Origin of the sequence: Ferrovibrio sp. (assembly GCF_035304305.1) — a bacterium.
Taxonomy (GTDB): Bacteria; Pseudomonadota; Alphaproteobacteria; order Ferrovibrionales; family Ferrovibrionaceae; genus Ferrovibrio.
Genome location: NZ_DATGQG010000029.1, coordinates 23,949 through 36,345, shown reverse-complemented (window position 1 = coordinate 36,345; position 12,397 = coordinate 23,949). Strand labels below are relative to the sequence as shown.

Sequence of the window (12,397 nt, the reverse complement as noted above, 5' to 3'; positions counted from 1 at the left end):
CGATGTTAAGGAGGAAACCGCGGCTCCGACAACCGGTGCCGCAGGTTCAGACCGTTCAGGCGTGATACTCGGTCAGGACCAGGCCTTCGTCGGGCGAAAAGCGGTTCTGGTACTTCGGCGCAATCCGCTCCACCGGCAGCAGGATGAACACATCGGTGGTGCCGAACTGCTGATCGATGACGGCACCGTCGCCGATATAGGCACCCAGCCGCAGATAGCCCTTGATCAGGGGCGGCAGGGCATGCAGCGCGGCCCGGGGATTGATCTGGTCCGCCGGCAGCAGATCCATCGGGACATAGCGCTCCGGCAGGGCCCGGACCCGCCATTCCGGCGGCGGCAGGTGATGCGCGTGGAGATAGCTCAGCGCCAGCGCGTGGTCCTGCGGGTTCGTGCCCGGGAAGGATGCGCAGCCGAACATGAAGCTGATGCCATGGTCGGCGATATAGGTCGAAATGCCCCGCCAGAGCAGCTGGATCGTCGCATTCGTCCGGTATTCGCGATGGACGCAGGAGCGGCCCAGTTCGAGCAGGCCGCCGCGCGGGCCGACGAAATCCAGCATCGGCTGGAGATCGTATTCCGACGAGGAATAGAAGCCGCCATGCAGGGCCGCGACCTCGCGTCGGAGCAGACGATAGGTGCCGACCGCCTGCTCGCCCTCGGGCCGGTTGCGGTCAAACACCATGAGATGGTCGCAGAGCCGGTCGAACTGGTCGAAATCGAGACCCAGCTGCGCCATCTCCGGCGACGGCTCTGCCGCCATTTCCTCATAGAAGACCCGGTAGCGGAGTCGCTGTGCCGCAGCGATATCCTCCGGCGCGCGGGTCAGGCGAACCTCAAATCGGCCATCGGCGGATACGCACTGCCACCCGGTTCGTGGTGTACGCGCCGCAGGTACAGCCAACGGGACGGAGAGCGGTAATTGCATATTCATGGCTCCGACTATCGCCACACAGTGTGTATCAAACATGTCGAATATATGACAGATTGGCTAAACTGCGACATATCATATAAGATGTAGTCAGCCTAGGCGGGTAGGCATCTATATCTGGGGGGTATAATGGGAGGATGTCCGGTTTGCGCCGGCAGGGCGCATACGCCGTTTATGGATCACAACGGGTGTCATCTACGGCGCTGCTCCGATTGCGGCCTGGTGTACATGGACCCTCCGCCCAGCGCGGCCGTACTGCACGCTCTCTACGACCGGGAGTATTCCGGTACCCCGCTTTATCTGGCGAAAGCGGAGAAGAAGATGCGTCGAATGCGGCATCGCGCCCGTCAGATCGCCCGCGTCGCCCGCTTGGCGCACCAGAGGGAACCGCTCAGTTTTCTGGACATAGGCTGCAGCGGCGGCTTCATGGTGGAGGCTGCCCGCGAACAGGGCTTCGTCGCCGCAGGTATTGAACCGGACCGCATGGCAGTCGAATTCGCACGCACTGCCTATCCGCGGAATGAGTATTTCGAAGGTCTGCTGGAAACGGCCGATCTCGGCGAACGGCAGTTCGACGTGATCTACTGTTCGGAAGTCATCGAGCATGCGCCCGACTGCCACGCCTTCCTGACACGGCTGACCGCTATCATGAAGGATGGGGGGCTGCTTTATCTGACGACGCCTGACATCGATCATTGGCGGCGTCCGAAAAACATTCTGGAATGGGACGGCTTTGCCCCGCCAGGCCACTGCCTCTATTTCAATCCGACAAATCTGGAAATGCTGCTGGCGCGGCATGGCCTCGCCGTGGTGCGGCGGTCTTTTGCATGGAAACCCGGCATTAAGCTCTACGCCCGCAAGGCGCGGGCGGCGTCAGTCCTCGGCCAGCAACGCGCCGCCGCGTGACGCCGGCACACGGGTCTCGGCTCCCCGCCGGGTCAGCCAGCCGAGAAGCAGCAGGCCGGGGATGGCGGCAACGGCCGTGGCCACGAAAAACAGCGGCCAGCCGAGCCATTCGGCCGCAAATCCCGCGTAGGATGACAGCAGGGTCCGGGCCACTGCCGTAAGGGAAGACAGCAGGGCATACTGGGTTGCCGTATAGGCAACGTCGCAGAGCGCGGAGAGGTAGGCGACCAGGGCTGCCGTGCCCATGCCGCCGGCTAGATTCTCGATCCCGACCGTAAGCGCAAGAAAACCCAGGTCATTGCCGCGTACGGCCAGGACGGCGAACAGAAGATTGGATCCGAGCTGCAGGACGCCACAGACCCAGAGCGAGCGATACAGCCCGACCGCCTGCATCAGCCACCCGCCCAGAAACAGCCCGGCCATGGTGGCGGCGAAACCGTAAAGTTTGCCCACCTCGGCGATCTCCGCCTTGGTGAAGCCGAGATTGAGGTAGAAGCTGGTGGCCAGCACGCCGGCCAGGCTGTCACCCAGCTTGAACAGCATGACGAAGAGCAGGATCGCCACCCAGCCTTTGCGGCTCATGAACTGCAGGAAAGGCCCCGCCACGCTGGCATAGAGCCAGGCCATCAGTTTCCCGCTGCCGCCGGCGAGATGCGGACGTGCCGCCAGCCAGCGTTCCGCTTCGGCGAAGCGCCGTTCGGCATCGCCGCGAGGCCGGGCCGCCGGCTCGCCGACCATCAGCACCGTGACAGTGCCGATAACCAGAAGCGCCGCCATGGCGAAATAAACCAGCGGCCAGGCCATGATGGTGGCCAGAAAGAGTGCGCCCGCCGAGGACACCAGCATGCCGATGCGGTATCCGAAGACAATGGCCGCGGCGCCGGCCGCCAGCTGGCGTTCTTCCAGGATCTCGACACGCCAGGCATCGATGACAATGTCCTGGGTAGCAGATGCGAAGGCGACGGCGACGGCGCAGAGCGCGGTAAAAACCAGCGCGTCCGCCGGATTGCTGACGGCGAGGGCGGCGATGGCGGCCATCAGCAGCAGCTGCGAAAAGATCAGCCAGCCGCGCCGCCTGCCGAACAGGCCGGTGAGGCCCGGCAACGGCAGGCGGTCGATCAGCGGCGCCCAGAGGAATTTCAGGGTGTAGGGCACGCCGACCAGCGCGAAGAGGCCGATCGACTTCAGCGATACCCCCGATTCGGTCAGCCATGCCTGCAGCGTCTGGCCGGTCAGCGCCAGTGGCAGGCCTGAAGCAAAACCGAGAACGGCGATCGCCAGAACGCGCCTGTCGCGGTAGACCGCGAAGGCGGCGAGCCACTCCCTCAGACGGCTGGCTGCATTCACGCTTTACTGCCGTTTTCCATAGCCGAGCGGCTGCAACGCCTCGCCGATCTCGCTCAGAATGGCGGGATCATCGATGGTGGCGGGCATGCGATACTCCTGCGCGTCGGCGATCTTCTGCATCGTGCCGCGCAGTATCTTGCCCGAACGCGTCTTCGGCAACCGCTTCACGACCACCGCCTGCTTGAAGGCCGCGACGGGGCCGATCCTTTCGCGCACAAGCTGCACCAGTTCCTGGATGATCTGCGATTCGGCGCGCGATACGCCGGCTTTCAGCACCACGAAACCGAGCGGCACCTGGCCCTTGAGCTGATCGGCAACGCCGACCACCGCGCACTCGGCCACATCGGGATGCGAGGCAAGCACCTCCTCCATGCTGCCGGTCGACAGCCGGTGGCCGGCGACGTTAATGATGTCGTCGGTGCGGCTCATGATGAAGATGTAGCCATCCTCGTCGAAATAGCCGGCATCGCCGGTGTTGTAGTAGCCGGGAAAGCGGGCGAGATAGCTTTTCTTGAAGCCTTCGTCGTTCTGCCACAGGGTCGGCAGGCAGCCGGGCGGCATGGGCAGTTTGATGACGATGTTGCCGATATCGCCGGCCTTCATCTCCTTGCCGTCGTCATCGAGGATCCGGACATCGTAGCCCGGCACGATACGCGTCGGGGAACCATGCTTCACCGGCAGATGCTCGATCCCCATGCAATTGGCCGCGATGGCCCAGCCGGTTTCCGTCTGCCACCAGTGGTCGATCACCGGTTTCCGAAGATTATCCTCCGCCCATTTGACTGTATCGGGGTCGGCGCGCTCGCCGGCCAGAAACAGGGTGCGGAAGTTGCTGAGGTCGTATTTCTTAAGCAGCTCGGCCTTCGGATCTTCCTTCTTGATCGCACGGAATGCCGTCGGCGCGGTGAACAGCGCTGCCACCTTGTGCTGTTCGATGACGCGCCAGTAGGCGCCCGCGTCGGGCGTGCCGACGGGCTTGCCCTCATACAGGACGGTCGTGCAGCCGAACAGCAGCGGCGCATAGACGATGTAGGAATGGCCGACCACCCAGCCGACATCGGATGCCGCCCAGTACACGTCGCCCGGCTTCATGCCGTAGACATTCGCCATCGACCAGTATAGCGCGACCATGTGGCCGCCATTGGCGCGCACGACGCCCTTCGGAATGCCCGTGGTGCCCGAGGTATACAGGATGTAGAGCGGGTCCGTCGCTTCCACCGGCACGCAGTCGGCAGGTACCGCCTTCTCCAGCTCTTCGGCAAAGTCGAAATCGCGACCTTCCGTCAGCGGCGCCGGGTACATCGGACGCTGGAATATCAGGCAGCATTCCGGCTTGTGCGCGGCAATTTCGATCGCCTGGTCGACAAGCGGCTTGTATTCGACCACGCGCCCCGGCTCGAGGCCGCAGGAACTCGCGATGATCATCTTCGGCTTGCAGTCGTCGATGCGGGTCGCCAGCTCGCGCGGCGCGAAGCCGCCGAAGACCACCGAGTGGATGGCGCCAAGGCGCGCACAGGCCAGCATGGCCATCACCGCTTCCGGCGTCATCGCCATGTAGATGACGACGCGATCCCCCTTGGTGACGCCGCGGGCCTTCATGGCGCCCGCCAGCCTGGCGACGCGGTCGCGCAGTTCCCGCGTGGTGAAGGTCTTTATCACGCCCGTGACAGGCGAGTCGTAGATCAGCGCGGGGCGATCGCCGTGCCCGGCTTCGATATGGCGGTCCAGTGCATTGTAGCAGGTATTGGTCTGCCCGCCGGCGAACCAGCGGAAGAAGGGAGGGTTGGAGTCGTCGAGAACCCGGTCCCAGCGCTTGTACCAGTGCAGGGCGTCTGCGGCTTTGCCCCAGAAGGCCTCGGGATCCGCCTTTGCGGCGGCATAAACCTGCTCGTACAATCCTGCCATCTCGATCCTCCCGCTTTTTCCGATCTATACCAGAGCCGGCCGCGGCCCTTTAAGGCTTTTGTCCGTCCCCGCGGGCGATCTGCAAGGCGTCGCCCGGCCTCCATGATGCCAGCAAATCGAGCAGATCGGGCAGTGCCATGGCGACGCACCCCTCGGTGCCGGAATAGTCCGGCCTGGCCACATGGAGAAATATGGCGCTTCCCATCCCCGGGATCGGCGGATCGTCGTTATGCCCGAGCACGACGATCACGTCGTAGACCGGGTCGTCACGCCAGAGTTTTTCGTGACTTGCCGCATAGGGCAGCCGGACATGGCGGTTATAGGCCGGATCGGCGGGGTCGTCGCACCAGCCGTCTTCCGGCATGAGCGCCCGGCCGGGCAGCCTCGCCTGCGGCGCCGCAGGTAGGCGATCGGCCCGGTACAGCAGCTGGCGCAGCGGATAGCGGCCAAGCGGCGTGGCACCGTCGCCTTCGCGCTTGTCGGCTTCCGGCTTGCAGCCGCCCTTGCCCAGGGCGCAGCGATAGATGCGGGCGCCATGGCGCAGCCAGCCGTCGGATGTTGCAATGATGTCGCTCATGGAGCGATCAAGCGGCATGAGCCGCCGAGACGCAAGGGTCAGTAGCTGGCATCCACGGCGCGCTGGCGCTCACGCTGCTGCTGCATCGTCGCATATTTCTGGTAGGCCGCGGCGGCGCGCTCCGCCCATTCCGCCTGCGCATTCGAGCCGGCGCGATGCCCGGCACCCTGATCCGAAGCGCCACGGGCAACGCCGAACTTCGCCACCGCATTCTGCGACGATACCGGCTGCGCGCCGACACCGCGCACCGGCGCGCCGCCCCCGCCCTGCGGGAAAGCCGGAAACCAGGTGCGGCCATCGACGGTCTGCGGCGGAGCGGCCGGCGCGGCGATGCTACGTGCGCCCGGCTGCAGGCCGCGCGCGCGCACCGCCATCGCGGCAAGCGCCTCATCGGCCTGGGCCTGCGTCACACCCTGTGCCGCCATCATGCTCTGCGCCAGATCCGGTGCCGCCGGGCGGCGCGAAGGCTCATTCCCGCCCCGGCCATCGGCATCAGCCGGTTTGACCGAGAGCTTCAGTTCCTGACGGGGCGGCGGCTGAACAGCCGCCAGCAACTCGGGAGGAACGCGGTCTGGCTGCGGTGGCGGCGGTGCCTCCGCCATGGCGGTTGCAGGTTCTCCCGCAGGCTCATCGCCGATACCGAGCAGCGCCAGTGCATGCTCGCCAGGATCCTTGCCGGTATCTTCCTCGACCATGGCGCTGACCAGCGATACCACCATCCCGATCGGCCCGCCGAACAGCGTGCCGCCGGCAATGCGGGCCCCGGGATCGATCGTGTCGCCCGTCACCGCCCGGTAAATGGTCGAGACGATGGGGATGTGCTGCAGCGGATTGACGATGTCCAGCAGATCCCAGAACGAGAATCCGTCCTCGCCGAACAGGCCGCGCGACTTCCCGGCCTGATCGGCCTGCTGGGCCGTCGGCTTGGGCTGCACCCCCTGGGTGGCGAGCGGTGTATCGGTCAGAGCAGCAACCATCGCATCCTCATCCGAGGGGAATGCTGCAAACCACGGGCCAGCTTGGCTGGCTTTCAGATCAATGACTTACCACGAGACGGACCGTTTGCCCGGCAGAATCTGCCGGGTCTGAAGCGTCCTAGAGGTAATGACCCGACTTCTTCCGCTTGGTGGCCAGATAGGCCTCGTTATGGGCGTTCGAGGGGAAACGATGGGGCACGCGTTCCGCAACCGTGATGCCGCAGGCCTCCAGCCCCTTCACCTTTTCCGGGTTGTTGGTCAGCAGCCGCACATGCCGGAATCCCAGCAGCTCCAGCATGCGCGCGGCCGGCAGGAACCACCTTTCGTCGGCATCAAACCCAAGCCGCTGGTTGGCCTCGATCGTGTCGAAGCCCTGATCCTGCAACTGGTAGGCGCGCAGCTTGTTGACCAGCCCGATGCCACGGCCTTCCTGCGCGAGATAGAGCAGGATGCCTGCGCCGGCCTCGCTGATCGTCTTCACCGCGCCGCGTAGCTGCTCGCCGCAGTCGCAGCGCAGGCTGCCCAGCAGATCGCCGGTGAAGCATTCGGAATGCAGCCGGATCAGCACCGGCTGCGTCGGGTCGGGCTCGCCGATCACCAGCGCAAAATGTTCCTGCCGGCCATCGGCGGGACGAAATGCATAAAGCTGCGCATTCTCCGCAGCCGCCACCGGCAGCCGTGCCTGGCTGACCGGAACCAGCGTTTCCGCAGCGGCCAGATCGTAATTCGCGACGGCTTCGGCAGACACCGTAAGCAGGTCCGCCGGCACGTCGACGCTGTCAGACAGTGCGATACAGATCGCGGCCGGCAGCAGGAAGGCGGTCTTCGCCAGCTTGATGGCCAGACGCGCACCCTCCGGCGGCGCGGCCTTCACGCGCGTGAACGGTCCCCGCATCGGCGCGCCGAGATCACGGCTCGCATCGGCGAGATCGCGGATCAGCGAGGCGCGGTCGGCAGTGTCGGTCGGCAGTTCGGCAACTGGCAGCAGAATCGTATCGTGTCCGGTCGGACCGATATGCAGTACCGCTGCGCGCGAGGCTGTCAGCGCCAGATAGCCGTCACCCCAGGCCAGCGCTGCATCGAGCGCGCTTTCGGTGAGGGTTTCCGCGGCGAGAACAACCGTCCGGCCGGTATCAAGCGTGAGCAGCACCGGACGGCCGCGGCGCAGCTCGTGCCCGGCGCGATCGACCGCAATGGCGGCCTGCTGCAGGTTCTTGTTCATGGGTTTCGGTTTACGCCGCCCGGCCTATCGCGGCAAGGCGCCGCCATCACAGGACCGTCACCAACGGCCGGTTGCCGCCGCGCCGACAGGCCCTTACGCTCGGCAACGATGACACGCCCGGGCCCCGATACCCAGCCAAGTCTGCAGGCACGGCTGATTTCGCGCGGCCTGCGCAGCCTGGTGAAACCGCGCCATATCACCCGCGCGGACATCCCGCTGATCCGCGCGCTGATAGCAGGACTCACGCGCAGTCAGTTGCCCAATGGGGTGACGGCCGAGCGGACGAGGCTTCCCGTACGCGGCGAGTGGCTGCGCGTCGCCCACCCCCGGCGCGGTCGCGTGCTGCTGTATTTCCATGGCGGTGGCTTTTTCTGCGGCTCGCCGCAGACTCATCGGGTGATCACCGGCCGTCTGGCGGAACTGCTGGGTTACGAGGTGTTTTCGCTGGACTACCGGCTGGCGCCGGAACATCCCTTTCCGGCCGCGCTGGATGACGCCATCGCTGCCTGGGACTGGCTGCGGTCACTCGGATACCGTCCCGACCGGATCTGGCTGGGCGGGGACTCTGCCGGCGGCGGCCTGGCGCTGGCGCTGATGCTGGCCTGTCGCGACCGCGGCCTGCCTCTGCCGGCCGGCGCCCTGCTCTTTTCACCCTGGACCGACCTGACCTGCAGCCTGCCGGCCTATGCCGAGAATATCGCGCGCTGCGCCTGGTTCATGCCCGAACAGGTGGCCTTCGTTGCCGATACCTACGTGGCCGGGCGGAAAAAGGATGATCCGCTGGTTTCGCCGATTTACGGCGACCTGAGCGGCCTGCCGCCACTGCTGCTGCATGCCAGCGACAGCGAACTGCTGCGCGACGATTCGGTGCAACTGGCGGAACGGGCACGGGCGCGAGGCGTCACCGTGCAACTGCGCCTGTGGCATGGGCTACCCCACGCCTGGCCGAACTTCGCCGGACTGATGCCGGAAGCCGATCTCTGCCTTGCGGAATCCGCGGAGGCCATCCTGCACCTCAGCGCAACGGCTTGAGCCTCCCCGCCACAAGGGGCAGACTCCGACTCGGCCCATTCGGGCCATTTCAGGGGGCCTTCTTTGCAGGAAAAGGAACTGCGCCTCGCGCTGGTCTGCTTCGGCGGCGTGTCCCTCGCCATCTACATGCATGGCGTGACCAAGGAAATCCTGAAGCTGGTCCGCGCGTCCCAAGCCTACCACGCGCTGCCGAAAGGCGCAGCGCGCGATCAGGCGAAATTCGCCGACCGGATACGCCCGGGCGATACCGAGTATGATAGCGAGCACGCCTATTTCGAACTCCTGCAGGAACTCGGCAAGCAGGTCGATCTGCGTGTGGTGGTCGATGTCGTGTCCGGCGCTTCGGCGGGCGGGATCAACGGCATCATCCTCGCCCGCGCCCTCGCCCATGACCTGCGCATCGACCATTTCCGCAATCTGTGGCTCCATGAAGCCGATGTCTCCCGGCTGCTCGATCCGAAGAAGAAGGCCGGCCAATTCAGCAAATTCTACATGCGGCCGCTGCTCTGGCTGGCAGCGCGCACGAAACTCGGCCGCGTGCTGCTGGATCCGGAGATCCGCGAGAAACTCTCGCTGTTCACGCGCTCGCGCTGGTTCGAGCCGCCGTTCGACGGCCAGCATCTCGGCCGCCAGCTGCTCGCCGGCCTCGAGGCGATGGGAGATCCGCGGAAACCCGGCGCATCATTGATGCCGACGCAGCTGGCGCTGGATCTTTTTGTCACCCTGACCGACTTCTACGGCTACCTGCGGCACATTCCCATTCACGATCCGCCCTTCGTGCAGGATCGCGAGCATCGCCACCTGCTGCGGTTCACCTACCGGCGCTGGCCCAATGGCGAGGAACAATCCGATTTCACCCGCGCCGACGCGCCGGCGCTGGCCTTTGCCGGCCGCGCCACCTCGGCCTTTCCCGGCGCCTTCCCGCCGGCGCAGATCGGCGACATCGAGCAGCTGATGAACGAGCAGGGAAGGACGTGGGAAACCAAGGATGCGTTCCTGGCCAGGAATTTCCCCGACTACTTCCGCGCCGAACTGGATCCGGAGAAAACCTCTTTCGTCGATGGCGGAGTCCTGGCGAACAAGCCCTTCGCCGCGGCTATGCGCGCGATCCGCGGCCGGCCGGCCTACCGGCAGGTCGATCGCCGCCTGGTGTATATCGATCCGCAGCCGATGCGCCCCGCTCCGCCGCCCACCGGCCGCGTGCCCGGCTTCTTCAGGGTGCTGAAAGGCGCACTGAGCGACATTCCGCGCAACGAGCCGATTGCCGACGAGCTGATTGCGGTGGCGCGGTTCAACGAGCGCGTCCGGCATCTGCGCGACATTATCGAAGCGACCCAGCCGCAGGTCACGCGGCTGGTCGAGGAAAGCGCGCCGCACAACATCGAATCGGCTCTGAGCGAGCTGGAAATCCGCCTGTGGCGCATGCAGGCCAGCGAACGGGCGGTGCAGGAAGCCGGCTTCGCCTATGAGGGCTATGTCCGCCTGAAACTCGGCGCCGTTCTGGACGCGGTGCACCGGATGGTCTGCACCGCCTGCGGCTTCGGCATCCAGTCCGCCGAAGCGCAATGGACCCGGCATGCGTTGCTGCGCTGGGCCGAAGATCGCGGCGTCAGCCACACTGCCACGCATTTCGAGCACGCGAGGCCCGGCGCAAGCCCGGACCAGCTGCCGCCCTGGGCCCGCTTCCTGCTGCGTTTCGACACCTCGTTCCGCCAGCGCCGCCTGCGTTTCCTGATCCAGCGCCTGAACCAACTCTACGGCAAACTGGGCGATCCGGAACACCGCGCGCTGCGGCCCGAGCAGATCGACGACCTGAAGCACAAGCTGTATGACGCGCAGGAGGACCTCCGGCGCCTGGATGGCGGCAACGGCATCGCCCCCGCAACGGCGGACATGATCCGGCAGCTTTTCTTCCGCCGCGTCGAGCCGCAGCAGGCAGTGCAGCTTGCCGCCGATGCCGCAGCCTTCGCCGAGGCGAACATGGCGGCCATCGACCATGTGATCGACCGGCTGGCCGAAGACATCGCCCTGAACCGGAACACCGGCCAGCTCGACGCCCTGTTCGCCGGCCTGGAGCCGACGGAATGGAGTGCTGCCGCGCGGCGCGACCTTCTGGTCAGCTATATCGGTTTCCCCTTCTGGGACGTGCTGACCTTCACCATCACGAACTGGCGCGACCTGGGCGAGTTCAACGAGATCCGCATCGACCGGATCAGCCCGGAAGATGCCGTGGCGATCCGCCGCGGCAACACGCTGAAAGGCGTCCATCTGGGACGTTTCGGCGGCTTTTTCAGCCGGGCGCATCGCGAGAACGACTATCTCTGGGGCCGGCTGCATGCCGTCGACCGCCTGATCGACATCGTCTACGACGCCGCCCTCGGCCATGGCACGGAGAGCACGGTGAACCGCAAGGCGATCAAGCTGAAGGCCTTCCGGCTCGTCCTCGACCGGGAAGCCGCCAATCTGGCAGTCAGCCGGGGGCTGATCGAGGATCTGCGCCGCGAACTTGACGCAATCGCCGCCGGGACTGCGTGACCCGGCCGGGCGGCTGCTTGTCCCGGTACGGAAAAGGCGTATGCTCGGCGGCCACTTTCATTGCGAGCATGCTGTGACCCGTCTCCTGAACTCCGCCTTTCTGGCCATCGCCATCACCGCCCTGTCCCTCTCCGCGCAGGCGCAGCCAGACAAGGCTGCCGCCAGCGATCCGGTCGTCGCCCGGGTCAATGGCCAGCCGATCACGCGCTCGGCCGTGCTGGAGCTGTACGGCCAGCTGCCGCCGCCAATGAACCAGATCCCGGTCGAGCAGCTACTGCCCGGCATCATCAGCGAGCTGACGGCGCGCAAGCTGATCGGCGAGGCAGCGGAGAAATCGAAGCTGGCGGATGATCCCGCCGTGAAGCTGCAGCTGCAGAACGCCCGCGAGCAGGTGCTGCAGCAGGCCTACCTGGATCGCAAGCTGAAAGCGGAACTGACCGAGCCGAAGCTGAAGGCGCGCTATGAGGAACTGATCAAGGCGCAGCCGCAGCAGGAAGAGGTCCATGCCCGTCATATCCTCACCGCGACTGAAGCCGACGCGAAGGCCGCGCTGGAGGAAGTGAAGAAAGGCACCGACTTCGCGGAAGTATCGAAGAAGCGGTCGACCGGTCCGACAGCCGCTACCGGCGGCGATCTCGGTTTCTTCACCAAGGACAAGATGGTGCCGGAATTCGCCGAAGCGGCCTTCGCGCTCCAGCCCGGCCAGGTTTCCGAAAAACCCGTGCAGAGCCAGTTCGGCTGGCACGTCATCAAGGTCGAGGCCCGCCGCCAGGCGCCGGCGCCGCGCTTTGAGGATGTGCGCGAGCAGGTCTACGAGATCATGTCACAGGAAGTGATCGAGAAGACCGTCGCCGACCTGCGCCAGGCCGCAAAGATCGAAGAGTTCGACTGGCAGCCTCCCGGCGGCCAGCTGCCCAAAATCGCCCCTGCCCAACCGAAGAAATAAGACACATCGCCTGAGAACCGGT

10 protein-coding genes are annotated in these 12,397 nt (G+C 65.6%); 4 read left to right on the top strand and 6 right to left on the bottom strand.

The genetic code is table 11. The features are described from left to right. Positions 1 to 55: 55 nt before the first annotated feature. Complete coding sequence (locus tag VKZ87_RS03550; RefSeq protein WP_324219886.1) at positions 56 to 901, bottom strand: GNAT family N-acetyltransferase; 846 nt, start codon at positions 899 to 901, stop codon at positions 56 to 58. 201 nt (positions 902 to 1,102) lie between these two features. On the opposite strand from VKZ87_RS03550, the gene VKZ87_RS03545 reads away from it, so the two are divergent. Further along, positions 1,103 to 1,834: a class I SAM-dependent methyltransferase gene (locus VKZ87_RS03545; protein WP_324219872.1), complete on the top strand. Its 732-nt coding sequence runs from the start codon at positions 1,103 to 1,105 to the stop codon at positions 1,832 to 1,834. On the opposite strand, the gene VKZ87_RS03540 is transcribed toward VKZ87_RS03545, so the two are convergent. The 5 genes from VKZ87_RS03540 to ribA all read right to left on the bottom strand — a co-directional run bounded on the left by VKZ87_RS03540 (position 1,802) and on the right by ribA (position 7,862). After that, complete coding sequence (locus tag VKZ87_RS03540; RefSeq protein ID WP_324219871.1) at positions 1,802 to 3,181, bottom strand: AmpG family muropeptide MFS transporter; 1,380 nt, start codon at positions 3,179 to 3,181, stop codon at positions 1,802 to 1,804. The genes VKZ87_RS03545 and VKZ87_RS03540 overlap by 33 nt on opposite strands. Before the next feature lie 3 nt (positions 3,182 to 3,184). Continuing rightward, positions 3,185 to 5,086 carry a propionyl-CoA synthetase gene (locus tag VKZ87_RS03535; RefSeq protein WP_324219870.1) on the bottom strand — a complete coding sequence of 634 codons (1,902 nt, stop codon included), beginning with the start codon at positions 5,084 to 5,086 and terminating at the stop codon, positions 3,185 to 3,187. A gap of 49 nt (positions 5,087 to 5,135) precedes the next feature. Further along, on the bottom strand, positions 5,136 to 5,663 hold the full coding sequence (locus VKZ87_RS03530) for a L,D-transpeptidase family protein (RefSeq protein ID WP_324219869.1): 528 nt from the start codon (positions 5,661 to 5,663) through the stop codon (positions 5,136 to 5,138). A gap of 38 nt (positions 5,664 to 5,701) precedes the next feature. Further along, a complete protein-coding gene (locus VKZ87_RS03525; RefSeq protein ID WP_324219868.1) occupies positions 5,702 to 6,640 on the bottom strand; it encodes a hypothetical protein in 939 nt (312 codons plus the stop codon). Positions 6,641 to 6,758: 118 nt separating this feature from the next. Further along, complete coding sequence (gene ribA / locus VKZ87_RS03520) at positions 6,759 to 7,862, bottom strand: GTP cyclohydrolase II (RefSeq protein WP_324219867.1); 1,104 nt, start codon at positions 7,860 to 7,862, stop codon at positions 6,759 to 6,761. 108 nt (positions 7,863 to 7,970) lie between these two features. On the opposite strand from ribA, the gene VKZ87_RS03515 reads away from it, so the two are divergent. The 3 genes from VKZ87_RS03515 (at position 7,971) to VKZ87_RS03505 (ending at position 12,375) form a co-directional block, all read left to right on the top strand. After that, positions 7,971 to 8,894, top strand: coding sequence for an alpha/beta hydrolase (locus tag VKZ87_RS03515; RefSeq protein WP_324219866.1), 924 nt, complete (start codon positions 7,971 to 7,973; stop codon positions 8,892 to 8,894). A gap of 63 nt (positions 8,895 to 8,957) precedes the next feature. After that, a complete protein-coding gene (locus VKZ87_RS03510) occupies positions 8,958 to 11,429 on the top strand; it encodes a patatin-like protein (RefSeq protein ID WP_324219865.1) in 2,472 nt (823 codons plus the stop codon). A 73-nt stretch (positions 11,430 to 11,502) separates the two neighbouring features. Beyond that, positions 11,503 to 12,375: a peptidylprolyl isomerase gene (locus VKZ87_RS03505; RefSeq protein ID WP_324219864.1), complete on the top strand. Its 873-nt coding sequence runs from the start codon at positions 11,503 to 11,505 to the stop codon at positions 12,373 to 12,375. The last annotated feature ends 22 nt before the right edge of the window (positions 12,376 to 12,397 follow it).